Source organism: Actinokineospora globicatena, assembly GCF_024171945.1.
GTDB classification, from domain to species: Bacteria; Actinomycetota; Actinomycetes; order Mycobacteriales; family Pseudonocardiaceae; genus Actinokineospora; species Actinokineospora globicatena.
In genome coordinates this window covers 943,188-966,372 of record NZ_JAMTCR010000004.1, presented here as the reverse complement: position 1 = coordinate 966,372, position 23,185 = coordinate 943,188, and the positions used below count along the sequence as shown (strand labels likewise).

Sequence of the window (23,185 nt, the reverse complement as noted above, 5' to 3'; positions counted from 1 at the left end):
GGGTGCAGTACGGCGGTTCCTCGTCATTGACGGCAGCTGAAGCCAATCCACAAGGCGCGCTATGCGTGGGCACGGCAGCCGCAGGCGGCGAAGCATCCGAAGTCCTTGAAAGCCAACGGGTCGTGTCCCTTGTGGGGGCACGACCCGTTGGGTGTTTCATGGGGTCAGCGGGATCAGCAGCGGACGTGGGCGCGGAGGAGTTTGGTGGTCTTGACCGGGGTGCCGTCGACGGGGGCGGGGTTGTCTGCGGTGGGCTGGATGCCGCCTGCGGCTACCTTGTCGAGGGTCGCGAGGCCGCGGGCGTCAACCGAGCCGAAGACGGTGTAGTTGGCGAGGAGGCGGGAGTCGCCGTAGACGAGGAAGAATTGGCTGCCATTGGTGGCGGGGCCCGCGTTGGCCATGGCGAGGAGGCCTCGGGCGTAGACCTTGCGGGTGCCGGTGGTGTCACCCGGCCAGGTGGGCAGGTCGGTGGGGAGTTCGTCCTTGTACTTGTAGCCGGGGCCGCCCTCGCCGGTGCCGGTGGGGTCGCCGCACTGCAGGACCTTGAGGGTGGGGTAGGCGGTGAGGCGGTGGCAGGTGGTGAAGTCGTAGTACCGGTGCTCGGCCAAGTGCAGGAAGCTCTGCACCGTGCAGGGCGCCTTGGCCCGGTCCAGGGTCAGGCCGAGCGGGCCCTGGCTGGTGGGCAGGTCGACCTTGACCGTTCCCCGGCTCGGGGTGTGCCGCGGGTCGCGGGGCAGCCCCACCGGGCGGGCGGCGGGGTCGTCCGGGGTCTCGGTGTACTGGCACGGACCCTTGGTCACCTTCGGCGGCTGGTCGACCGAGGCCGACGCGGCACCGGGGACGACCACGGCGGCGGAGAGCGCCAACGCCGCGGCGACTACCCCGCGGATGAGCACGGACGTCACGAGTTCCTCCTAGTCGGCGGCCGGGTGTCGGTCGCCGACGGCGAGGGTAGGGCAGCCCTCCGTCACCAGAACAGGTGCGCACGACGGCACCCCGGCACGGCCGAACGGCCCAAACTCGGCGTTCCCGCACCGTTCCCCGCAGCCTCCGCGGCCGGACCACGCACGCAGGCGGCCCGGTCCACGGATCGCTACGGGGCTACTTCGGCGGCGCGACGATCGCCTCCGGCGGGACCTCGGCGTCGGTGCGCAGCGCGGTGAACAGCTTGCCCGCCTTGGCCTCGTCCCACACGATCGCCGACCCGACGCCCTTGACGCTCTTGGACCCGCCGAACGGGACGGTGGTCGTCAGCAGCCCGTCGCCCGCACCCATGGCGAACGCGAGGCTGGGCAGGTTGTGCAGGTGGTCGCCCTCGTCGATGGTCACCGCCGCGGGCGCGCTGGAGAGCAGCGGGATCACCCGGAACGGGTTGACCAGCGTGCCGAAGCTGGTGGCCTTGTCGGTCAGCGCGCCGATGAACTCGCGCTGCCGGATGACCCGGTCCAGGTCGGCGCGCGGCCCCTTGCGGGTGCGGACGTAGCCGAGCGCGTTGGCGCCATCGAGTTCCTGGCAGCCCGCCGGGAGGTTGATGCCCGCCAGCGGGTCCTCCATCGGGGCAGGCAGGCACATCTCCACGCCGCCGACCGCGTCGACCACGTTGGCGAAGCCGCCGAAGCCGATCTCGACGTAGTGGTCGAGCCGCAGCCCGGTCTCCAGCTCCACGGTCTTGGCCAGCAGCGGCGCGCCCCCGAAGGCGAACGCCGCGTTGAGCTTGTTCTGGCCCTTGCCCGGGATGTCGACCAGCGAGTCGCGCAGCAGCGACACCAGCGTCGGCTTGGTCGAGTTGTCCGGGATGTGCATCAGCATGATCGTGTCGGTGCGCTTGCCCTTGGCGTCACCGGTGGCCAGCCGCGCCTCGTCCTCGGCGGAGAGCTCCTCGCGGCTGTCGGACCCGACGATCAGCCAGTTGGTGCCCGCGCCCGCCGCGGGCCTGCCCTCGTAGTCGGTCAGCGCCTCGACCCGGTTGAGCGCGGTCTCCAGGTACACCCAGAGCCCGGCGAACAGCGCGACGACGACGGCCAGCGCGATCAGCGCGATCCGGCCCTTGCGCCTGCGCCGACGCGGGGGCGGTCCCCCGAAGCCCTTCTGGCCCGGCGGCTGACCGGGCGGCGGCGTGCGCGGCGGCTCCGGCTGGTAGGCGCGGGGCTGCTGCCGCGGCGGTTGCGGCCGGTCGGCGCGGTTCTGGCGCTGCTGGGGCTGGTAGGACGTCGGCTGGTACTGGGGCACCGAGGGTTCCGGCCGGTACGGCGGCGGCCGGTTGTCCGACCCGGGCTGCTCCATCTTCCTGGTCGGGTTGTAGCGCCGCCCCGGCTGCTGCCCAGGGCCCATCCCAGAACTCATCGGAGCCCACCCACCTGGCGCGTCACAGACCGACCCCTCACCCGTGGGATTCTCCCACCTCACCCGTCAGGACGCGGGACGACCGGGATGGGTTGCCCACCGGCGGCGCACCGCGCGCACACCGTAGCCGGCGGGCCCCACCAAGATCACCAGGGGGCGGCGATCACCCGGGGTCAGCGGGCCGATCGAGATCTGCCGGACTCGGCCACCCCTGGGGCACCCACCGCCCTCAACGCCCGATCGAGATCTGCCGAACCCCGATGTACCCGGAGGCGAACCCGGCCTCGCAGTAGGCCAGGTAGAACTCCCACAGCCGCCGGAAGGTGCCGTCGAAGCCGAGCGCGGCGATCTGGTCCCAGTTGGCCAGGAACCGCTCCCGCCACTGCCGCAGCGTCTCGGCGTAGTCGAGCCCGAAGTCGCGGTGCTGCCCGACCCGCAGGCCCGTCCCGGCCAGCGACCGCTCGATCGCCTCCGGTGAGGGCAGGATGCCGCCGGGGAAGACGTACTTGTGGATCCAGGTGTAGCCGCCGCGGGTGGCGCGCAGCCGGTCGTCCGGGATGGTGATCGACTGCAACCCGAAGCGCCCGCCCGGCCGCAGCAACCGGTCCACGGTCTGGAAGTAGGTGGGCCAGTACCGCTCCCCCACCGCCTCGATCATCTCCACGCTGACGACGGCGTCGTAGCTGCCGTGCGCCTCGCGGTAGTCGCGCAGCAGCACCTGCACCCGGTCGGACAGGCCTGCCTCGGCGACCCGGCGCTCGGCGAGGGCCTTCTGCTCGGCGGAGATCGTCAGCGACGTCACCCGCGCACCGCGCTGGGCGGCGCGGATGGCCAGCGAGCCCCAGCCGGTGCCGATCTCCAACACGTGCGTGCCCGCGCGGACCCCGGCGTAGTCGAGCACGCCGTCGAGCTTGCGGTGCTGGCCCGCGACGAGGTCGGTGGAGCCGGGTTCGAACAGGGCCGACGAGTAGGTCATGGTCTCGTCGAGGAACAGCTCGAACAGCTCGTTGGACAGGTCGTAGTGCCGGTGGATGTTGTCGCGCGACCCGGTGAGCGTGTTCTCCTCGGCGGCGGGCTGGCGGCGGTCGACGAGCCTGCGGAACACCTGCAGCGGCACCGGGATCAGCCGGGCCATCCGCGCCGAGAACACCGTCAGCAGCTCCGGCAGCGTGGAGCAGGTCCAGTCGCCGACCATGTAGGACTCGCCGAAGCCGATCTTGGAGTCGACGCCGAGGCGGTGGAAGAACGCCGAGGGCCGCAGCACCCGCATGACCGGGGACCCGGGACCGCCCGCGCCGAGGCGGTGGCCGCCGGGGAACACCACGCGCACCGGCAGGTCGCGCACGGCGTGCTTGAACAGCGCCTTGGCGATCCGCGCGCGGGTGGGGTCGCACGGCGGGGTGAACAGGTCGCCCCAGTCGTGGGCGTGGGCTGGGCGGGTGGTCAGCTCGGTCACTGGACTCCTTCTTGCCGGGCGTGTCGGGGACGGCGGACCACCGGGATCCGGCGCAGCCACAGCGCGATGCCGTGCACGCGGATCAGCGCGGTGACCCGCAGCGTCATCAGCGGTCGGCGCAGCACCATGCGGGCGACCTCGGCCGTGGTGGCCGGGCGGTGGCTCCCGGTGAGGGTGGCGGTGAACGGGACGGTTCCGCCTTGGCGCAGGGTGACTGTGAGCGAGAGCCGACTACCCGGGCGGGGTAACCGCATCTGGTAGTGGCCACCCATCTCCAGGAAGGGTGAGACGTAGAACTCCTTGTCCACCTCGGCGCGACCGGAGCCGTCGGTGCGCAGCAGGTAGCAGTGCCGCTCGCCGTAGGTGTTGTGGACCTCGGCGACAACGCACTCCAGCGCGCCCGCGGCGTCGTGCACCCAGTAGACGGTGAGCGGGTTGAACACGTGGCCCAGGACGCGGGCGTTGGCGAGCATGCGGACCTGGCCGGTGACCGTGATCCCCTGCCCCGCCAGCCAGCCGACGAGGTTGTCCTTGATGGACCGGTCGGGATCACCGAGGTGGTCGCGGGCCTCGAACCGGGCGAACGGCCGCAGCCACCGGGGCAGCCGGGGCAGGTCGTCGAGGTCGACGTACCAGAGGTACACCGGGTGCGCGAAGGCGTTGTCGACCCGCTCCATCCGGACGTGCCGGACGGTCGCGTCGTAGAGCCCCGGGGCGTGGCGGGCGGGGGCGTCGAGGGGAGCCGTCACGTGTCCCACCCGGACCCGAGGGAGCCGGCGGCACGGACACCCGACGCGCAGCCGTCCTCGTGGAAGCCCCAGCCGTGGTAGGCACCGGCGAAGGCGATGACGCCGTCGTTGAGCTCGGGCAGCCTGCGTTGCGCCGCCACGGACTCCGGGGTGTACACCGGGTGGTGGTAGGTCATCCGGTGCAGCACGGACCCCTCGGCCACCAGGTCGCTGGCGTTGAGCGTGACCACGTAGTCCTCGGGTTCGGCCAGGCCCATCAACCGGTTCATGTGGTAGCTCACCCGCACCGGGCCGTCGTGGGAGTCGCACGCGGGCTTGAGGTAGTTCCAGGACGCCCTAGCCCTCTCGGCACGCGGTAGCACTGACGGGTCGGTGTGCAGGATCGTCTCGTTGGTCGAGTACTCGATCGCGCCCAAGACCTCGCGCTCGGCGGCGGTCGGCTCGCCCAGCACGCGCAGCGCCTGATCCGGGTGAGTGGCCACGACGGCGTGGTCGAAGCGGTGCGCGCGGTTGGCGCCGTCGCGGACCTCGACGTGGTCGCCCTGCCTGCGCAGCGCGTGCACCGGCGTTGCGACCAGGACCGAGGTCAGCTGCTTGGCCACCAGGTCCACATAGGTCCGCGAGCCGCCGACCACGGTCCGCCACTGGGGGGACCCGCTGACCGAGAGCAGCCCGTGGTGCTCCAGGAACCGGAACAGGTACCGGGCCGGGTAGCGCATGCTCAGCTCCGGGCCGGACGACCACACCGCGGACACGACCGGGATGAGGAAGTGGTCCACGAAGTACTGGGAGTAGCCGCCGACCACGACGAACCCGCGCAGCGTGATGTCGTCCGGGTCGTCGGCGCGCAGCACCCGCCGCGCGTGCAGGTGGAACCGCTTCACCTCGGCCAGCATGGCCAGGTAGCGCGGGTTGAGCGCGTTGCGCGGCTGGGCGAACACGCCGGGCAACCCCCGGGCGCCCGCGTACTCCAGGCCGCAGCCGTCGCAGCGCACGCTCATCGACATCTCGGTGTCGCGGGTCACCACGCCGAGCTCGCCGAAGAGCCGCAGCAGGTTCGGGTAGGTGCGTTCGTTGTGCACGATGAACCCGCTGTCGACCTGGGTGCTCCCGCCGTCGGGCGTGGTCAGGTCGTGGGTGTGCGCGTGCCCGCCGAGCCGGTCGTCCGCCTCGAACAGCGTCACGTCGTAGCGGCGTTGGAGCAGGTAGGCGGCGGTGAGGCCCGCGACCCCACTACCGATGACCGCCACCCGCCGTCTGTCGCCACCGGCCACTGCTCCTCCTCCTGGTCGCCGCTACAGCGGCACCCGCAGCCCTCCCGGTGAGGGCTGACGCATGGCATTCGTAATCCGGGGGTCCCCCGGTTGGGTGGCGAGCGCGCCGAGGACGAAACCGGTCACCAGCCGGGTCCACTGGTCGGCGCGGCGCACCATCGCGTGCCGCTCGCCACGCACGTCGAACCTGGCCACCCGGTCGGTGACCTCCTTCGCGCGGCGGGCGTAGTCGTAGGACAGCCGCGGGTCGGTCATCCGGTCGAGGACGCCGTGCGCGATCAGCACCTCGCGGTCGGCCAGCTGCTCGACCGGCTCACCCTGGGGCGTCCACGGCGCGAGCGCGCAGACCGCGATGACCGACGGGTCGTCGGCGACGCGCAGCGCGACCCGGCCGCCCATCGAGTGGCCGACGAGGATCACCGGGACGTCGCCGTGGACCCGGCGGACCTCGGCCAGCGCCCACCTGGCGTCCTGGACGGGGTGCAGGTCCGGGGCGTTCCAGCCGCGGAAGCGGTTGCGCAGCACCCAGGCGACCACGCCGTGCTCGGCGCCGTGGCGGGCGATGTCCTTGGCGAAGGGCACCATCCGCAGGTAGGCGAGCTGGTGGCGGCCGACCCGCCCGTGGCCGTGCTCGCGGCCGCCGTGCAGGACCAGGACGACCGCGCGGACGCCCCCGGTGCCGGACCCGTACACGGTGATCTTGGGCTCGGGGCCCGCTGGAGTCGTCCTGGGTGTCACGACACAATCTTCGCGCACGCGCGCGATTCGGCTTGGTGGAGCGGAGCCGTGGGAACGGGGGCAACGGACCGTGGTCACCGAATCGCGGTCGGTGGCTCGCCGTCGGTGGACAGCGGTCGGGGGTGTCGGTCGCGGTCGGTAACCTGCCGCGGTGAGCGAGCACCGGCAGATCACCACCGAGGCGGGGACCTTCGACGCGCTGGGGGCGGGTCCGGCCGGTGGTCGGCCGGTGCTGCTGCTGCACGGCTTCCCGCAGGCCGCGTCGGCGTGGGAGCACCAGGTGGACGTGCTCGGGCACGCGGGTCTGCGCGCGATCGCCTTCGACCAGCGCGGCTACTCGCCCTCGATGCGACCGGACGACGTCGCGGACTACCAGGTGGACGCCCTCGTCGGCGACGTGCTCGCGGTGGCCGACGCGGTGGACATGCCCGAGTTCGACCTGGTCGGCCACGACCTGGGCGCGGTCGTGGCCTGGCACCTGGCCGCGGCGCACCCCGAGCGGGTGCGCACGCTGACGGCGGTGTCGGCGCCGCACCCGGCCGCGTTGGCCGCCGCGCTGCGCGAGGACGAGGACCAGCGGCAGCGCTCGCAGCACGTGCCGGTGCTCAAGGAGCGCTCGGCGGAGCGGCGCCTGCTCGCCGACAACGGCGCGGCGCTGCGGCAGCTGTTCGAGTGGCGGGTGCCGGAGTCGGACGTGACCGAGTGCATCGCACGGCTCTCGGAACCGGGCGCGATGACCGCGGCGCTGAACTGGTTCCGCGCCGAACGGTGGAATGTGGTCCCCGACCCGGTGACGGTGCCGACGATGTACGTGTGGGGCGGCGAGGACGTCGCGGTCGGCTCGACGGCGGCGCTGAGCTGCGGCGCGTGGGTCAGTGGTCTATACCGATTCGAGCTGGTCGAGGACGCGTCGCACTGGGTGCCGCAGGAAGCTCCCGACCTGGTCGCGGGCTTGCTACTCGATCATCTGCGGTAACTGCCTCTAGGCTGCCGCCATGGCGGTTTCGGGCGGCACGCGGGTGGCGGGGTTGCTGCTCGCCGCAGGCGGCGGGTCGCGCTTCGGGATGCCCAAGGCGTTGGCACCGTTCCGCGGCGGTCTGTTGGTGTCGCACGCCTTGCGCGCGTTGGCCGAATGCAAGCCCGTGGTGGTGGTGCTCGGCGCGGGGGCCGAGAAGGTGCCGCCGCTGCCCGCCACCGTCGTGGTCAACAAGGTCTGGACCACCGGGATGGGGTCGTCGCTGCGGCTGGGTCTGGCCGCGCTCACCGACACCGACGCCGACGCGGTCGTCGTGCTGCCGGTGGACACCCCCGGGATCACCACCGCCGCCGTCGCCAGGCTCGCCGCCCTCGCCGCGCCGGACGCGCTGGCCAGGGCCAGCTACGCCGGGGTGCCGGGGCACCCCGTCCTCATCGGACGCGCGCACTGGGCGGGGGTCGCCGAGCTGGCCGTCGGCGACACCGGCGCGCGGCCCTACCTGGCCGGGCGGCCGGTGGTCGACGTCGCATGCGCGGACGTGGCCGACGGCGCCGACGCGGACCGTCCCGACGAACTCAGGTCCACCTAGAAGGAGGCACACATGCCAGAAGACGCCTACGGCGAACAGGTCCTCGCCCACCTGGCGCGGGTGGGCGAGCACAACGCGGACGCGCTCGACGACGTGTCCGACCTCGTGCTCGCCTGCGTCCGCGCCGACGGGCTCGTCCTGACCGCCGGGGCAGGTCACTCGCTGGCCGCGGTCGCCGAGACGTTCTTCCGCGCGGGCGGGCTCGCCTGCGTGCGGCCGCTGTTCACCGAGGAGCTGCAGGTCTTCGGCGGGGCGCGGCGGGCGACGGCGGCGGAGCGGCGGCCGGGGCTGGCCAGGTCGGTGTTCGGGCTGGTCCAGCGCACCGGGCACGAGGTGCTGTTCGTGTTCTCCAACTCCGGGATCAACCACTACCCGGTGGAGCTGGCGGTGACCGCCCTGGAGGCCGGGTGCCCGGTGGTGGCGGTGACCTCGCCGGTCGCCTCGGCGGACACCCCGCCGCGGGCGGGCACGAAGCTCTCGCTCAACGCGACGATCATCCTCGACACCCTGACCGGCCCCGGTGACGTCAGCTACCCCGAGGCGTCCCCGGTGACCGCGTCGCTGTCCACGTTGAGCAACGCCTACCTGTGGAACCAGGTGCTGGCCAGGGTGTTCGACAAGGCCGCCGCCGCGGGCGTCGAGCTGCCGCTGTGGCGCAGCTCGAACGTCGACGGCGGCGACGCGGCGAACGCGAGCCTGCTGGAGCGCTACGGCGACCGGGTGCCCCAGCTCGGCTAGCCCCTGGGGTCCCACCTGGTGTGCCGCAGGCCGAGCACGCAGGCCACGGCGGTCCAGACCACCAGGGCCACCACCGGGCGCACCAGGTCCTCGCCGATCGCCAGCCGGGCGACCGCGCCGCCGGGTAGCGCCGTCGCCCACGGGTTGTCGCCGGCGATGGCCCAGATGGCGCCGCCGAGCGCGGCGAAGAAGAACGGCGCGGTGGTGATCTGCGCGGCCTCGGCCGTGGCGGTGAACGTGGCGGTGAGCAGTCCGACCGCCGCGTTCACCGCCACTCCCCCGAGGATGGCCACGACCAGCCCGAGCGGGTTGCCCGGCACCGGCGCTCCCGTGATCAGCACCGCGGCGCTGAGCACGACGCACTGCGCGACCCCCAGCACCACGAACGGTGTGAGGACGCCCGCGATGATCGCCAGATCCGAGAGCTCCCCGGAGCGCAGCCGCTTGAGCGAGAGGTCCTGGCGGCGGGCAGCGAACGCGCTCGTCGAGCTGATGTAGACGGTCAGCCCCTGCGCGCTGACCAGTTGCATGGCGAGCGCGATCTCCCAGTCCTGCCCGTCGGAGCTGATCAGGAACATGGCGCCGAGGACCAGCGGCAGCAGCAACGCCATCGCCGCGGTCGTCTTGTTGCGCAGCAGCTGCAGCACCTCGGAGCGGGCGAGCGCGATGACCGGGTTCATGCCGGGACCCCCTTGTCCTGGACGTTGTGGAAGACCTCGGTCAGCGAGGCGTGCGTGGCGCGCAGCCTGGCCAGTTGCAGGTCGCGGGCGGCGGCCCAGCCCAGCAGCACGGCCAGGTCGTCCTGCAGGGCGCGGGTGCGGATCTCGACCCGGCCCGCGGCGAACGCGTCGGGGTCGAGCGTGCCGACGAGGGTGGGCAGGTCGACGGCGGTGACACCGGGCGGGACGACGAAGGCGATCCGCGACGCCTCCCGGTCCAGCACGTCGACCAGGGTCCCGCTGACCGCGACCTGGCCCTCGTGCAGGATCGCCAGCCGGTGCGCCAGGTGCTCGGCCTCCTCCAGGTGGTGGGTGGTGAGCAGGACCGTGGTGCCCCTGGCGACCAGGTCGCGCACCAGGCCCCAGGTGCGCCTGCGGGACTCGGGGTCCAGGCCGGTGGTCGGCTCGTCCAGGAACAGCAGTTCCGGGTCGCCGAGGGTCGCCACGGCCAGGTCGAGCCGCCTGCGCTCGCCGCCGGACAGCGCGCTGGCCCGCACGTCGGCGCGGTGGTCGAGCCCGACGGCGGCCAGGGCGGCGTCCACATCGGTCGGCCGGGAGATCAGCGACTGCCACAGCCGCAGGGTCTCCAGCACGGTCAACGCCCCACCCGCGCCGCTGTCCTGCAGGAGGACGCCGGTGCGCGGGCGGATCCGGGCCCGGTCGGCGTCGGGGCGCAGGCCGAAGACCCGCACGGTACCCGCGCTCGGCGCGCGCAGGCCCTCCAGCACCTCCAGGGTCGTCGTCTTGCCCGCGCCGTTGGTGCCGAGCAGGGCGAACAACTCCCCCTGCGCCACATCGAGATCCACCCCGCGCACCGCCTCGAACGGGCCGTAGCGGCAGCGCAGCCCCCGCACCTCGATCACTGGGTTCCTCATGGGTCGAATCCTCTCCGACGCGGTGGGCGGCCGGTAGGAACACCGATCAGCGGCCACCGGGTGATCGACACGGGTCGGGTGTGACAAATGTCAGGCGGCGCGCGGTCCCCTACATTCACCCCGTGGACCGACTGGCGCGCAACACCCTGGACCGGTTCCGGCGCTACATCGTGGGCACCCTGCTGGTGACCTCGGGCGTGGTCGCGCTGGTGCTGCTGCTGGAGCTGATGAGCCTGCGCTACAGCGGGGCAGCCACGGCGGTGCTCGCCCCCGCCGGAGTGCTCGGCATCGCGGCGTACATGCGGATCAGCGGGGCCAGCATGCCCGGGCTGACCCGCGCCAGGGTCCGGCGCTGGGAGATCGTCGCGTCGTTCGCCGTCGCCCTGGGGGCGTGGTGGGTGGCGGCCTCGGAGGTGCCGCTGGGGTTCGCCTGGGCGGTGCCGTCCTCGCTGGTCGTCGCCGCGTACCTGCCGATGGTCGAGCACTGGTGGCGCTGGCCCGCGTCGGTGGTGGCGGGCCTGGTGATCGCGCTGTCGGGCCTGGTGATCGGGCGGCCCACCGAGCCGGAAGCCGTGTCCTGGGTGGTCGTCGTGACGCTGACGGTGCCGTTCTTCACCTTCTGCCAGTACCTGCAGGTGTGGCTGTGGTCCATGGCCCGCGACCTCGACCAGGCCAGGCGGGTGGCGGCCGAACTGGCGGTGGCCGAGGAACGCCTGCGCTTCGCCGCCGAACTGCACGACATCCAGGGCCACCACCTGCAGGCCATCGCGCTGAAGGGCGAACTGGCGGCGCGCTTGATCGGCCACGACGACGACGCGGCCCGCCTCCAGGCTTCCGAGGTGAGCGAGCTGGCCCGCACGGCGCTGCGGGAGACGCGCGCGGTCGTCCACGGCTATCGGCGCTCCAGCCTCTCCACCGAGATCAGCAACGCTGTGGACATCCTGCGCGCAGCGGGAATCGACGCGACTGTGCGAGGCAGCGCTACCGACGTACCGCCGCCGCTCCAGCCGCTCTTCGGGATCCTGGTGCGGGAGGGGACCACGAACATCTTGCGCCACAGTGCCGCCCAGTCGTGCACGGTAACGATCGAAGTGGACGGTGGACAGGTGAAGGTAGAGCTGCGCAACGACGGCGTGGACGACCGTTCGTCGGCACCGGGGAGTGGGTTGCAAGGACTACGGGAACGCTTCGCCACCGTCGGCGGGGTCGTGCGGGCGGAACGGGAATCCTCGACCTTCACCCTCACAGCCGAGGCGGTCACCCCGTGATCACCGGACACATGGCGATGGGACGATCCGGAGACCGACGCGTTTCACCTTGGTGGAAAAGCGGTCGGCGCATGGGCGGGGAGGGTGGCGCGTGACCATTCGGGTGGTGTTGGCGGATGACGAGGACCTGATCCGAGGCGCGCTGGCGGCGTTGTTGGAGTTGGAGCCGGACATCTCCGTGGTGGCGCAGGCCAGTGACGGGGTCGAGGCGGTGGCGGCGGTCGTCGAGCACCGGCCGGACATCGCGGTGCTGGACCTGGAGATGCCCCGCCAGGACGGGATCGCGGCGGCGGCGGAGATCGGGCCGGGCACGGCCGTCGTGATCGTCACCCGGCACGCGCGCCCCGGGGTGTTGCGCCGCGCACTGGCCGCGGGCGTCCGCGGTTTCGTCCCCAAGACCACCCCGGCCTCCCGCCTGGCCGCCATCCTCCGCGACGTCCACGCGGGCGCCCGCTACGTCGACTCCGAGATCGCCGCGAGCGCCCTGACCGAGGACACCTGCCCGCTGACCGCCCGCGAACTGGAAGTCCTCCGCCACACCAGAGCGGGCGGCTCCGTGCTCGACATCGCCACCACCGTCCACCTGGCCCACGGCACCGTCCGCAACTACCTCTCCTCCGCGATGACCAAACTCGCCGTCACCTCCCGCCACGACGCCGCCCGCATCGCCTGGGAAGAAGGCTGGATCTGACCTCCCCCAGCCCCGAAAACCACCGGTTCCGCCGCTCCCGAGACCCCCAGCCAGCCGTTCCAGAGGCCGCCCCCGCGACCCCAACCCCCACCCAGCCCTAGGTCGCGGCCCGAGAGGACCCGTCGGCGAATTGGGTGCGGTAGAGGGTGGTGTAGCGGCCACCTGCGGCGAGGAGGTCCTGGTGCGTCCCGCGTTCCGTGATGGCGCCGTCCTCCACCACCAGGATCAGGTCCGCCGCCCGCACGGTCGACAGCCGGTGTGCGATCACCAGCGCCGTCCGGTCCCGCAAGGCGTCGACCAGTGCCTCCTGCACCGCCGCCTCCGACTCCGAGTCCAGGTGGGCCGTGGCCTCGTCCAGCACCACCACCGCCGGGCGCGCCAGCAGCAGTCGGGCGATGGTCAGGCGTTGCCTTTCACCGCCCGAGAGCCGGTAGCCGCGTTCGCCGACCACCGTGTCCAGGCCGTCGGGTAGCGCTTCGACCACAGTGGACAGTCGGGCGGCGGCGATGGCGGCCGCGATCTCCGACGAGGTCGCCGTGGGGTTCGCGTACCGGAGGTTGGCCATGATGGTGTCGTGGAACAGGTGCCCGTCCTGGGTGACGACCCCGACCGTGCGGCGCAGGTCGGCGAAGGACAGGTCGCGGACGTCCACACCGGACAGTCGGACCGCCCCCGAGTCGACGTCGTAGAGCCGCGGCACCAGCCCGGCGATGGTCGACTTCCCCGCACCCGAAGGCCCCACCAACGCGATCAACTGCCCCGGCGAAGCGCGGAACGACACCCCGTGCAGCACCTCGTGCCCACCCCGGCGGTCCAGCACCGCGACGTCCTCGAGGGACGCCAGTGACACCTTCTCCGCCGCCGGGTAGCCGAACCGCACGTCGTCGAACTCCACCGACACCGGACCGGCGGGCAGCGGCGTCGGGTCCGGCTTCTCGGCGACCATCGGCGCCAGGTCGAGCACCTCGAAGACCCGCTCGAACGACACCAGCGCCGTCATCACGTCCACCCGGACGTTGGCCAGCGCGGTCAACGGCGAGTACAGCCGGGTCAGCAGCAACGCCAGCGCGACCACCGTTCCCGGCGCGATGGCCCCGGTCAGCGCGAGGTACCCGCCGAGGCCGTAGACCAGTGCCTGGGCCAGTGCGGACACCAGTTGCAGCCCGGTCAGGAACCAGCGGCTGGCCATCGCCGTGCGCACCCCGATGTCGCGCACCCGGGCCGCCCGCGCGCCGAACTCGGCCGACTCGTCGTCCGGTCGCCCGAACAGCTTCACCAGGGTCGCGCCCGGCGCGGAGAACCGCTCGGTCATCTGCGTGGTCATCGCCGCCGACAGCCCGGCCGCCTCGCGCTGCAGGTCCGCCATCCGCCGCCCCATGCGCCTGGTGGGCAGCACGAACACCGGCAGCAGCACCAGCGCCAGCACGGTGACCTGCCAGGACAACGTGAGCATCACGCCGAGCGAGAGCACCAACTGGATGGAGTTGCCGACCAGACCGGACAGCGTGGACGTGAAGGTCCGCTGCGCCCCGATCACGTCGTTGTTCAGCCTGCTGACCAGTGCGCCGGTCCTGGTCCTGGTGAAGAACGCCACCGGCATCCGCTGCACGTGCTCGAACACCGCGCGCCGCAGGTCGTGGATCAACCCCTCGCCGACCATCGCCGACTGGTGCCGCTCCGCCAACCCCAACCCGGCGCTGACCACGGCCAGCGCGGCGATCGCGACCGCGAGCCACACCACCGCGGACACCGCGTGCTTGCCCACGATCGCGTCGACCACCTGCCCGGCCAGCAGCGGCGTGGTCACCCCGAGCGCCGAGGACACCACGGTCAACACCAGGAACACCACCAACCGCGGCCGGTGCGGCGCGCTGAACCGCCACACCCGCCGCACGGTCCCCCGGCGCACCCCCTTCGGCGCGTCGGCGGCCCGCATCGCACCAGCCATCACCCTGCGCGGACTGTCCACGCGTCCCCTCTCGTCGGCACACGACCGGGCGCGGCCCGGCACCGGGTGCAACACCGGACCACCCCACGACGTTCCCCCAGCCGTCCCCGGTCAACCGGCGGTGTTCGGATCGCCCGGCCAGGTGCCGCCCACCCAGGTGCGGTCGTCCGGCGCTCGGTAGCCTGGGTGGGCCAAACGGCGCGAGGAGGACGGCGGAGGTTATGCAGGGGGCTCCCGCGCGTCGAGCGCTCTGGCTGGACCTCGCCCTCTACGGCGGCGCCCTGGTGTTCGCCCTCATCACCGCGTTCGCCTCGGAGTTCTACGGCTACCGCGTGTGGGGCAACTTCGCGATCGCGGGCTACTTCGCCGCTCTTGTGCTGACCGGGGGGATCGCCGTCACCGGACGGGGGTCGCGGTGGGTACCGGTGTGGGTGATCGCGGTGGTAGCGACCGCGGCACCGCTGCTGTACCTGGCGTTCCGGCGGTCACCGACGTTCACCTGGGGCCCGTGGCCGTGGTCTTTCCCCGCGCAGCCCGAAGTCTGGGTCATCGAACGATCGGCGCGGGACCTGTTCGCCAACGGCACCCCGTACACCGACCTGGCCACGCTCGGCCGGGCGCCGCACCCGGACGACTACACCCCGTACGGCCCGTCGATGACGGTGTTCGGGTTCCCGCGCGCGCTGTTCGGCGACCACCCGCTGACCGACGCCAGGGTGGCGTTCCTCGTGGTGACCGCCGCGGCGCTGGTGCTGGCCTGGTGGGCGATCGGCAAGCCGGTGCTCCCGGTGCGCGCCGCGCACCTGGTGGTGGCCAGCCCGTTGACCGCGCTCACCCTCGCCGCCGCCGGTGACGACGTCGCGGTGGTGGCGCTGATCGTGGCCGCGGCCGCGCTCGCCTACCGCGCCGACCCGGCCAGTGCGTGGGGCGCGGGCGCGCTCGGCGCGGTGCTGGTGACGATGAAGTTGACCGCGGTGCCCGCGGTCGCGGTGCTCGCCATCGGGGTCGCCGCGACCCGGGGGTGGCGCGCGCTCGGCGCGTTCAGCACCGCGCTCGTCGTGGTCGGGTCGGCCGTGGTGCTCCCGGTGCTGCTGGCCGACCCGACGTCGTTCGTCGAGCACGTGCTGAAGTTCCCGGTCGGTCTCGGCCAGGCGTCCTCACCGGCGTCCAGCCCGCTGCCGGGGCACCTGGTCGCCGGGCTCGGCCCGGTCGGGCACGCCGTCGCGCTCGTCCTGTTGGGACTGGCCGCCGCCGCCACGGCGACCTGGGTGCTCGTCCGTCCACCGAGGACGGCGGGGGACGCGCTGGCGTGCTCAGCGGTCGGCCTCGGACTGGCGATCGTGCTCGCGCCCGCGACCCGCTGGGGCTACCTGGTGTACCCCGCGGTGCTGGCGGGCGCCGCGATCGCGCTCGGCCGGACCCGGGACCGCGTGGACGTGGTCCGGGTGGGAACCGGGGTGCCCGCACCGGCCGAGGACTCCGGTGTGGACAGCCCGCCGGGTGGACCGCGCACGGCCTGAGCCGCCGCCGCCACACCCAGGCGGGGTTACTTCTTCTTCGTCCGCGTCGCCCCGCCTCGCCCGCGCAGCGTCACGCCCGACTCGGAGAGCACTCTGTGCACGAATCCATAGGAACGGCCGGTGCTTTCCGCGAGCGCCCTGATGCTGGCGCCCTTCTCGTACTTCTTCTTCAAGTCGGTGGCGAGCTTGTCGCGCAGGGCGCCAGTGATCCGGGCGCCTTTCTTGAGGTCAGCCACGTTGTCCGCCTTCCGTCACGTGTGGCCGGGGCCACGGGTGGCCCCTACCGCCGCAATGATCGAACACCGCCGCGCGAAATGCCAGACGAGACGCGCAAATGGTTGCTGCCGCCGCTGATCACCGGCGGCGGCAGCTCTGGGACTCAACGTGATCGGCGAATACAAGATCCCAGCAAAACGGCCAATTTCAGGCGAGCTGAACGAGTTCGAGGTACTCGGCCGACCAGTGGTCCTCGCTGCCGTCTGGGAGCAGGATCACCCGCTCGGGTTCCAGTGCCTCGACCGCGCCGGGGTCGTGGGTGACCAGCACGACCGCCCCGGAGTAGCGGCGCAGCGCGTCGAGCACCTGCTCGCGGCTGGCCGGGTCCAGGTTGTTGGTCGGCTCGTCGAGCAGCAGCACGTTGGCGGCGCTGGAGACCAGCCCGGCCAGCGCGAGCCGGGTCTTCTCGCCGCCCGAGAGGGTGCCCGCGGGCTGGTCGAGCTGCTCGCCGGTGAACAGGAAGGTGCCCAGCAGCGAGCGCAGCTGCTGCTCGCCGGTGTCGGGGGCGGCGTGCCGGATGTTGGCCCACACGCTGGCGGAGTGGTCCAGCGTCTCGTGCTCCTGGGCGTAGTAGCCCAGGCGCAGGCCGTGACCGGCGATGACCTCGCCGGAGTCCGGGGTCTCCATGGCGCCCAGCAGCCGCAGCAGGGTGGTCTTGCCCGCGCCGTTGAGGCCGAGGATGACGACCCGGGAGCCCTTGTCGATGGCCAGGTCGACGCCGGTGAAGATCTCCAGCGAGCCGTAGGACTTGCTCAGCCCCTCGGCGAGCAGCGGGGTCTTGCCGCAGGGCGCGGGCTCCGGGAAGCGGATCTTGGCGACCTTGTCCGACTGGCGGACGTCGTCGAGGCCGGAGACCAGCTTCTCGGCGCGCTTGATCATGTTCTGCGCGGCGACCGCCTTGGTGGCCTTCGCGCGCATCTTGTTGGCCTGCTCCATGAGCACGCCTGCCTTCTTCTCGGCGTTGGCCCGCTCGCGCCTGCGGCGCTTCTCGTCGGCGGCGCGCGCGTCGAGGTAGCGCTTCCAGCCCATGTTGTAGGTGTCGACCTCGCCGCGCATGGCGTCGAGGAACCACACCTTGTTGACCACGTCGCCGAGCAGTTCCACGTCGTGGCTGATGACCACCAGACCGCCGCTGTGGCCCTTGAGGAACCCGCGCAGCCAGGTGATCGAGTCGGCGTCGAGGTGGTTGGTCGGCTCGTCGAGCAGCAGGATGGTGCCCGCGCCGCCGCCCGCGCCCGCCTCGGAGGCGGCGAACAGGATCCTGGCCAGCTCGACCCGGCGGCGCTGACCACCGGAGAGGGTGCGCAGCGGCTGGGCGAGGATCCGGTCGGCGAGGCCCAGGTTGGAGCAGATCCGCGCGGCCTCGCTCTCCGCGGCGTACCCGCCGAGCGCGGAGAAGCGCTCCTCGAGCCGCCCGTACTTGCGCACGGCGTTGTCGCGGACGGAGTCGTCGGCGTGCTCGGCCATGGCCGTCTGCGCCTTCTCCATCTCGCGGAGCAGTTCGTCGAGGCCGCGCGCGGACAAGACCCGGTCCTTCGCGGTGACCGACAGGTCGCCCTCACGCGGGTCCTGCGGCAAGTAGCCGAGCTCGCCGGTGCGGCGCAGGTCGCCGCCGTAGGGCTCGCCCTCGCCCGCGAGCACGCGCAGGGTCGTGGTCTTGCCCGCGCCGTTGCGGCCGACGAGGCCGATGCGGTCGCCCGCCTGCACCCGGAGGGAGGCGTCGGCGAGCAGGATGCGCGAGCCCGCGCGCAGTTCGAGGTCAGTCGCGGTGATCAAGGGGAGCTCCGTGGGTGCGGGTGGTGGTGGGCAGGGGTGATCCGCTCGCGTGCCGTGACCCGCGAGCCCGCCCGCCCATCAGTCGGTGAGCACAGCCCTGCCTGCCCCAAACCCATCGTTGAGAACCACGGACCCAGTCTAGCCGCGCCGCGCGAGGGGTTTCCCGCCGGCTAGAGTCCCGGTATGGGAACCGCCGAGTACGCGGGCAGGGCCGCGCTGGTCACCGGGGCGAGCCGGGGCATCGGGCTGGCCATCGCGACGGAGCTGGCCAGACGGGGTGCGGCGGTCGCCATCAGCTCCCGCAAGCAGGACGACTTGGACGCAGCCGCCGCGTCGATCACGGCCGCCGCGCCGGGCGCGCGGGTACTGGCTGTGGCGGGGAACACCGGCGTCGACGCGGACCGCGAACGGGTGGTGGCGCGGACCGTCGACGAGCTGGGCGGGCTCGACGTGCTGGTGAACAACACCGGCATCAACCCGGTGTACGGGCCGCTGGTGGACGTCGACCTGGACGGCGTGCGCAAGATCTTCGACACGAACGTGGTCGCGGCACTGGGCTTCGTGCAGCTGGCGTACCACTCGTGGATGGCCGCGCACGGCGGCGTTGTGATCAACATCGCCTCGGTGGCGGGCCTGCGGTCCTCGGGGGTGATCGCGGCGTACGGGGCGAGCAAGGCGGCGCTCGTGCGGCTCACGGAGGAACTGGCGTGGCAGCTGGGACCGGGCATCCGGGTCAACGCCGTGGCCCCCGCCGTGGTGAAGACCCGCTTCGCCACGGCCCTGTACGCCGACCGGGAGGAAGAGGCGTCCGCGCCCTACCCGATGAAGCGCCTGGGCACCCCGGAGGACGTCGCGGACCTCGTCGCCTTCCTGTGCTCCGACCAAGCCTCCTGGATCACCGGCGAAACCGTGCGCGTGGACGGCGGCCTCCTGGCCACCGGCACCCTCTGACCCAACCCACCCGGCGGCTACCTGCTCGGCGGCCGAGGTCTGGGCGGCGCTGGACGCGAAGTCGCGCTGGTCTTGGCTGGGTTCGTTAGCTGCTGGGGGTGGCGGCCGGGGCGGAGGTCGGGGTGGCACTGGATGGGGTGGGGGCGGGTGGGGTGTTGGGGCGCCTGCCCTGGCCGCCGGGGCGGGGTGGGTGGGGGAAGTCGGGGCGGGCGTGGGGGCCGGGGCCGCCGTGGCGGGAGACGCCTGGAGCGGGGCGGTCGTGGCCGCCGGAGTTGCCGATGGCGTAGCCCGCGATGCCGCCGACGAGCAGGAGTACCACGCCCGCCAAGCCCGCGACCAGCAGGCTGACCGTCCTGGGCGGGGCCTCCACCACGGAGGCGGCCGGTGACTGGGCGACCGGGGGTGCCTCGGTCCGCGCGGGTTCGGGGGTGGGTTCTACCGCGGGCGCTGGGTCGGGCGGGGTCGTGCTCATGGGCATACTGTGCGCCTCGAAGCTGTGTGTCCGCTGTGAACGGTTCAGGGCCGGTCGCGGACGACGATCTCCAGGGCGAAGGCGCGCTCCACCGCGTCCTCCAGCACGGTGCGCCGCGGTTCGGGGACGTCGAGCACGCGATCGATGGCGAGATCGAAGACCGGCGCCAGCCCCCGGTCGGCCCGCAGCACGTCCAGCGACTGCCGATCCCCACCCAGCACCACGGCGTCGAGCTCGCCCACGCGCGGCACCAACACCTCCGCGATGTCCCGCGCGGCCGCCTCCAGCGCGTGCCTGGCCTGCCCCTCCCGCCGCCGGGCGAACCGCTGCTGCGACCACCCACCGGCGGCACTACGCCCGTGCACCAGGTGGCGGTCGGTGCGCGAGACCAACACCCGCCCCGGCTCAGCGATGCCGAGGCTGTGCCCGCCAAGCCGAACCAGCACAAGACCAACCCGCCGACTGACGGCGAGGTGGTCGAGCAGCGGACCGACCTCCAGCCCATCCCGCTCCCCCACCACCGCCAACGGCGGGAACGGCACCACTACCGAGGCCGTAGCCCCATCCGTGGCGGTACACACGACCGAGCCCGCGCTGAGGGACGTGTGGGTGACCCCGCGATGACGGTCACCGAAGCGGGTGAACCACCCCGGCACCCGCTCCACCGGCACCTCAACCGCCCGCCCACCACCCGCCACATCCCGCGTCCGCCCCATACCCAAGACGGTACGTCCGAACCAGGCTCGCGGGAGGACACGGCGAGGCCGCCCGGCACCGGGAGGGTGTCGGGCGGCCGTCGCCGGCTAAGGGGTCAGCCTGCCGGGGGTGGGGTCAGGTAGCCGTTGATGTGGAGGGATACCGCGCGGATCGAGCCGGTGTCGCCGCCCGCGGCGTCGACGACCTTGTAGGTCCAGGTGCCGTCGGCGATGACCGCGGCGAAGCCGGTCAGGGGGGTGGTGGGGCGCCAGCTTCCGGTGAACGGGGCGTTGGCGGAGGTCACCGACGAGAAGGCGGCGGTGGCCGAGTCGGCGAAGACGACCTTGCAGAAGTTGTTGCCGCCGCCTCCGCTGCGGCTGTGGATGGTGGCGACGGCGCCGTTGGGGGCCGTGAGGGTGCCGACGAGGTCGCCGACGAAGGTGTGGTCGAGGCCGACGGTGGTGGCGCCGGTCGCGGTGCTGCACGTGGCGCCGTCGACCGAGAAGCTCACCCGGGACGCGCGGCCGACGCCCGAGACCGGGATGGTGACGCTGGCGCCGAGCGGGTTGTTGTCCGGTACGGCCACGGGTGCGCCGCCGTAGGCGAAGTCCTGAACGGTCGGCGAGGGCCGTCCGACCGAGAACGTGAACGTCGCCTTGGTCGGGGACGCCGCCGCAGCGAAGGTCACCCTGGCGTCGAGCACGACCGGCGTGCCGACGGGGTGGCTCAGCGGGACGGTCACGGTGTATACCTTGCTGACCGTCTGTCCCTTCTGGACGGTGCCGTAGTTCTGCGAGCGCGGCGCGATGGTGACACCGGCCGTCGGCGAGGTCAGGACAACGCTCGTAGACACAGCGTCGGCGTCGCCGGTGTTGCGCACCGGCAGGGTCACCGAGACGGTGTCGCCCGGGTCGACCAGGTCGCCGCCGTCGGTCGGGGCGATGGTCGGGTTCTGTGCCAGGGCACGGGGTTGCGGGCTGGCGCCGGTGTAGGCGAGCACGCGGTCGGCGAGGATGATCCCGGCGCCGGTGCGGCCGTCGAACCCGGCGGGGCCGAGGTCGATGGCGGTGTTGACCAGCGCCTCCCGCACCTCCGCCTGCGCGATGCCGGGGTTGCCGGAGAGCACGAGCCCGGCGATCGCGGCGGCGTGCGGCGCTGCGGCCGAGGTGCCGAAGAACGGGTCGAAGCCGTCGACGCTGGTGAGCACGCCGTCGGCGGCGGTGATGTCGGGCTTGGCGCGGACCTCGCCACCGGTCGCGCCGAAGTTGCCCGGCGTGATCGGGGTTCCGTCGGCCTTGTAGAACACGCGGCGCGGGCCGTCGGAGGAGAAGCGCTCCAGCGGGGACGTCGCGCTGAACGAGCCGGGGTGCGGGCCGCGCGGGTTGGCCGGGTCACCCGGTTCCAGGTCGAACGGCAGCGGACCGGCGGCGGGCGCGGCGGCGACGCTGAACGCCTGCTTGGCCGCCGAGTGCCCCACGGTGACACCGGGGGTGTTGAACGCCTTCAGGCCGTCCGCCGAGTCGGAGAACCGACCGCGCAGAGCGGAAAGCGAGAAGTACCGGTTCTCGCCGTAGAACTTCACGACCGCCAGGCGCAGGCCGGTGCCGCCGAAGGTCGGCGTCTGCAGGATCTCGTACGGGTCCTGCTCGCCGTCCTGCACGTCCTGGCTGAAGGTGACCACGTTTCCGTTGCGGTCGAACAGGTACAGGTCGTAGTCGTTGGCCGACGCGCCCAGCGGGTCCGCCCAGTGCAGCGTCACCGGCACCTGCGCCGAGGACGCGGTGGAGATCGGCTGGAACACCTGGGTGGTCGCCGACGGGTCCCAGTCGTGCGCGGTGCCTGCGAACTTGCCGACGATGCGTCCGGAGTCGCGGAAGTCGCCCTCCCAGTGGCCGGCGGTGCCGTCGACGGTGTTGCCCTCGTTGCCCGCGGAGGAGAAGTAGAGCGCGCCGTCGGCGGTGACGTCGTTGACCGCGCGCGCGATCAGCCCGTCCTGGAACGGCGACTCGACGAAGTAGAGCACGTCGTCGACGATGATGTCGCAGCGCAGTTGTTGGCGCAGGGCGCGGATGTTGTCGGCGAAACTGGCCTCGCTGTTGAACGCCGAGGCGAACCCGAGCGCGGCGCCGGGCGCCAGGTCGTGCAGGATCTCGAGCATCGCGGTGCCCTCGTCGCCCTCGCCCTCCTGGGTGGGCAGCACGTCGACGGCGGGCAGCTCACCGGCGGCCTGCGAGGCGGCGAGCGAGTCGACGCCGTCGGAGAGCGCGCAGATCTTCACGCCGACACCGGTGACCCCGTACTCGGCGCGCGCGGTGTCGGCGTTGTGCGCGCGGTCGCCCTCGCTGGTGACCAGCGCCGCGGTGCCGCGCTGCTCCAGGGCGGACTGGACGCTCGCGGCGACCCTGGCTTCCTTCTGCTCCTTGGTCTCCTTCGTGGCGGGTGCCTTGTCCCGCTTGGCGGAGGCGGTGATCGCGCCGCTCGCGGTCTCGACCTTGCGGACGTCGGCGCGCCCGGAGATGCCGGTGAGCGCGGCGAACGGGACCTCGGCCCGGATCTCCCCCAGGCCCGCGGACACGGCGCGGATCCCGGCGCCGGACTTGGTGAGCGCGCCGAGCAGGTCGTCGGTGACCTCCTCGACGCTGATGTCGACGAGCACGGTGCCGGTCGCGGAGACCTTGACCCCGCTCTGCAGGTACGGGGTGGCCGCGGCGGCGGAGCGGTCGCGGCGCACCCGGGACTCGACCGCGAGCTTGCTGTCCAGTTTGGACTCGGCCTTGGTCTGGGTCTGCTTCAGCCTCTGCAGCGCCGCGATCTGGCGGGCGGAGTTCTCCTGGGCGGCGAGCGGTCCGGCGGGCAGCGCCTGGGCCGAGGCCGGGGTGGTCATCCCGAGCACGAGGGCGAAGGCGGAAACCCCCGCGGTCAGACCGGTTGAGGCGCGTTTGGATAAGAACGAGCGATCGGACGAACGCACGGGTCCTCCCCCGCTAGTGCGTGCCCCGACCCACGCCCACCGACGTCGGGAAGGCTCCCGACCAGGTGAACGTATGGTTCACACCAACGAGGTGACATCTACCGTTCGAGTGATACTCACCGTCCAAGTGTCACGCTCGGTATTTTTCCCACCGCTGCG

21 protein-coding genes are annotated in these 23,185 nt (G+C 72.6%); 7 read left to right on the top strand and 14 right to left on the bottom strand.

What is annotated here, in order from left to right; all coding sequences use genetic code 11:
- Positions 1-173 precede the first annotated feature (173 nt).
- The 6 genes from LV79_RS23225 to LV79_RS23200 form a co-directional block, all read right to left on the bottom strand.
- A complete protein-coding gene (locus LV79_RS23225; protein WP_372495405.1) occupies positions 174-905 on the bottom strand; it encodes a peptidylprolyl isomerase in 732 nt (243 codons plus the stop codon).
- A gap of 196 nt (positions 906-1,101) precedes the next feature.
- The gene (locus tag LV79_RS23220; protein ID WP_253840280.1) at positions 1,102-2,343 is read right to left on the bottom strand and encodes an LCP family protein; all 1,242 of its coding nucleotides are present in this window, start codon (positions 2,341-2,343) and stop codon (positions 1,102-1,104) included.
- A gap of 229 nt (positions 2,344-2,572) precedes the next feature.
- Positions 2,573-3,799: an SAM-dependent methyltransferase gene (locus LV79_RS23215; protein ID WP_372495404.1), complete on the bottom strand. Its 1,227-nt coding sequence runs from the start codon at positions 3,797-3,799 to the stop codon at positions 2,573-2,575.
- Complete coding sequence (locus LV79_RS23210) at positions 3,796-4,476, bottom strand: DUF1365 domain-containing protein (RefSeq protein ID WP_253840432.1); 681 nt, start codon at positions 4,474-4,476, stop codon at positions 3,796-3,798. The genes LV79_RS23215 and LV79_RS23210 overlap by 4 nt, the downstream gene beginning before the upstream one ends.
- A 68-nt stretch (positions 4,477-4,544) precedes the next feature.
- Positions 4,545-5,822, bottom strand: a complete 1,278-nt coding sequence (locus tag LV79_RS23205; RefSeq protein ID WP_253840279.1) for an NAD(P)/FAD-dependent oxidoreductase — start codon at positions 5,820-5,822, stop codon at positions 4,545-4,547.
- A gap of 21 nt (positions 5,823-5,843) precedes the next feature.
- Positions 5,844-6,560, bottom strand: coding sequence for an alpha/beta hydrolase (locus LV79_RS23200; protein ID WP_372495403.1), 717 nt, complete (start codon positions 6,558-6,560; stop codon positions 5,844-5,846).
- A gap of 151 nt (positions 6,561-6,711) precedes the next feature.
- Here LV79_RS23200 and LV79_RS23195 point away from each other — a divergent pair, with 151 nt between their 5' ends.
- From LV79_RS23195 to LV79_RS23185, 3 genes are read left to right on the top strand one after another with little or no spacing between them, the layout of a single operon-like run.
- Positions 6,712-7,536: an alpha/beta fold hydrolase gene (locus LV79_RS23195; RefSeq protein ID WP_253840278.1), complete on the top strand. Its 825-nt coding sequence runs from the start codon at positions 6,712-6,714 to the stop codon at positions 7,534-7,536.
- A 19-nt stretch (positions 7,537-7,555) separates the two neighbouring features.
- Complete coding sequence (locus tag LV79_RS23190) at positions 7,556-8,125, top strand: nucleotidyltransferase family protein (RefSeq protein WP_253840277.1); 570 nt, start codon at positions 7,556-7,558, stop codon at positions 8,123-8,125.
- A gap of 12 nt (positions 8,126-8,137) precedes the next feature.
- Positions 8,138-8,863, top strand: coding sequence for a sugar isomerase domain-containing protein (locus tag LV79_RS23185; RefSeq protein ID WP_253840276.1), 726 nt, complete (start codon positions 8,138-8,140; stop codon positions 8,861-8,863).
- On the opposite strand, the gene LV79_RS23180 is transcribed toward LV79_RS23185, so the two are convergent.
- Both LV79_RS23180 and LV79_RS23175 read right to left on the bottom strand, forming a co-directional pair.
- Complete coding sequence (locus LV79_RS23180; RefSeq protein ID WP_253840275.1) at positions 8,860-9,543, bottom strand: ABC transporter permease; 684 nt, start codon at positions 9,541-9,543, stop codon at positions 8,860-8,862. The two genes, LV79_RS23185 and LV79_RS23180, sit on opposite strands and share 4 nt — an antisense overlap.
- Entirely contained in the window at positions 9,540-10,457 is a 918-nt protein-coding gene (locus tag LV79_RS23175; protein ID WP_253840274.1) for an ABC transporter ATP-binding protein, read from the bottom strand. The genes LV79_RS23180 and LV79_RS23175 overlap by 4 nt, the downstream gene beginning before the upstream one ends.
- Positions 10,458-10,579: 122 nt before the next feature.
- On the opposite strand from LV79_RS23175, the gene LV79_RS23170 reads away from it, so the two are divergent.
- Positions 10,580-11,725 (top strand): sensor histidine kinase, encoded by a 1,146-nt coding sequence (locus LV79_RS23170; protein WP_253840273.1) that lies wholly within the window; start codon positions 10,580-10,582, stop codon positions 11,723-11,725.
- A 91-nt stretch (positions 11,726-11,816) separates the two neighbouring features.
- Positions 11,817-12,416 (top strand): response regulator transcription factor, encoded by a 600-nt coding sequence (locus LV79_RS23165; protein ID WP_253840272.1) that lies wholly within the window; start codon positions 11,817-11,819, stop codon positions 12,414-12,416.
- A gap of 97 nt (positions 12,417-12,513) precedes the next feature.
- Here the strand turns inward: LV79_RS23165 and LV79_RS23160 are convergent, their stop codons facing one another.
- Positions 12,514-14,364 carry an ABC transporter ATP-binding protein gene (locus LV79_RS23160; protein WP_301321409.1) on the bottom strand — a complete coding sequence of 617 codons (1,851 nt, stop codon included), beginning with the start codon at positions 14,362-14,364 and terminating at the stop codon, positions 12,514-12,516.
- Between the two features lie 221 nt (positions 14,365-14,585).
- Between LV79_RS23160 and LV79_RS23155 the strand changes: the two genes are divergently transcribed.
- On the top strand, positions 14,586-15,884 hold the full coding sequence (locus LV79_RS23155; protein WP_253840270.1) for a glycosyltransferase 87 family protein: 1,299 nt from the start codon (positions 14,586-14,588) through the stop codon (positions 15,882-15,884).
- A 26-nt stretch (positions 15,885-15,910) separates the two neighbouring features.
- Here the strand turns inward: LV79_RS23155 and LV79_RS23150 are convergent, their stop codons facing one another.
- Positions 15,911-16,120, bottom strand: a complete 210-nt coding sequence (locus LV79_RS23150; RefSeq protein WP_092780245.1) for a helix-turn-helix domain-containing protein — start codon at positions 16,118-16,120, stop codon at positions 15,911-15,913.
- Positions 16,121-16,307: 187 nt separating this feature from the next.
- Positions 16,308-17,936: an ABC-F family ATP-binding cassette domain-containing protein gene (locus tag LV79_RS23145; protein ID WP_253840269.1), complete on the bottom strand. Its 1,629-nt coding sequence runs from the start codon at positions 17,934-17,936 to the stop codon at positions 16,308-16,310.
- A gap of 183 nt (positions 17,937-18,119) precedes the next feature.
- Between LV79_RS23145 and LV79_RS23140 the strand changes: the two genes are divergently transcribed.
- A complete protein-coding gene (locus LV79_RS23140; RefSeq protein ID WP_253840268.1) occupies positions 18,120-18,887 on the top strand; it encodes an SDR family oxidoreductase in 768 nt (255 codons plus the stop codon).
- An 85-nt stretch (positions 18,888-18,972) separates the two neighbouring features.
- Here the strand turns inward: LV79_RS23140 and LV79_RS23135 are convergent, their stop codons facing one another.
- The 3 genes from LV79_RS23135 to LV79_RS23125 form a co-directional block, all read right to left on the bottom strand.
- Positions 18,973-19,359, bottom strand: a complete 387-nt coding sequence (locus LV79_RS23135; RefSeq protein ID WP_253840267.1) for a hypothetical protein — start codon at positions 19,357-19,359, stop codon at positions 18,973-18,975.
- Between the two features lie 44 nt (positions 19,360-19,403).
- Positions 19,404-20,075: an acVLRF1 family peptidyl-tRNA hydrolase gene (locus tag LV79_RS23130; protein WP_253840266.1), complete on the bottom strand. Its 672-nt coding sequence runs from the start codon at positions 20,073-20,075 to the stop codon at positions 19,404-19,406.
- A gap of 95 nt (positions 20,076-20,170) precedes the next feature.
- Positions 20,171-22,939 carry a S8 family serine peptidase gene (locus tag LV79_RS23125; protein WP_253840430.1) on the bottom strand — a complete coding sequence of 923 codons (2,769 nt, stop codon included), beginning with the start codon at positions 22,937-22,939 and terminating at the stop codon, positions 20,171-20,173.
- Positions 22,940-23,185 lie beyond the last annotated feature (246 nt).

Bases quoted from the DNA above. Each gene is read 5' to 3' on its own strand.
- LV79_RS23140 (WP_253840268.1), top strand. From the start codon at position 18,120: ATGGGAACCGCCGAGTACGCGGGCAGGGCCGCGCTGGTCACCGGGGCG.
- LV79_RS23220 (WP_253840280.1), bottom strand. From the start codon at position 2,343: ATGAGTTCTGGGATGGGCCCTGGGCAGCAGCCGGGGCGGCGCTACAAC.
- LV79_RS23175 (WP_253840274.1), bottom strand. From the start codon at position 10,457: ATGAGGAACCCAGTGATCGAGGTGCGGGGGCTGCGCTGCCGCTACGGC.
- LV79_RS23180 (WP_253840275.1), bottom strand. From the start codon at position 9,543: ATGAACCCGGTCATCGCGCTCGCCCGCTCCGAGGTGCTGCAGCTGCTG.
- LV79_RS23210 (WP_253840432.1), bottom strand. From the start codon at position 4,476: ATGGAGCGGGTCGACAACGCCTTCGCGCACCCGGTGTACCTCTGGTAC.
- LV79_RS23160 (WP_301321409.1), bottom strand. From the start codon at position 14,364: ATGGCTGGTGCGATGCGGGCCGCCGACGCGCCGAAGGGGGTGCGCCGG.
- LV79_RS23190 (WP_253840277.1), top strand. From the start codon at position 7,556: ATGGCGGTTTCGGGCGGCACGCGGGTGGCGGGGTTGCTGCTCGCCGCA.
- LV79_RS23185 (WP_253840276.1), top strand. From the start codon at position 8,138: ATGCCAGAAGACGCCTACGGCGAACAGGTCCTCGCCCACCTGGCGCGG.
- LV79_RS23135 (WP_253840267.1), bottom strand. From the start codon at position 19,359: ATGAGCACGACCCCGCCCGACCCAGCGCCCGCGGTAGAACCCACCCCC.
- LV79_RS23130 (WP_253840266.1), bottom strand. From the start codon at position 20,075: ATGGGGCGGACGCGGGATGTGGCGGGTGGTGGGCGGGCGGTTGAGGTG.
- LV79_RS23125 (WP_253840430.1), bottom strand. From the start codon at position 22,939: ATGACCACCCCGGCCTCGGCCCAGGCGCTGCCCGCCGGACCGCTCGCC.
- LV79_RS23155 (WP_253840270.1), top strand. From the start codon at position 14,586: ATGCAGGGGGCTCCCGCGCGTCGAGCGCTCTGGCTGGACCTCGCCCTC.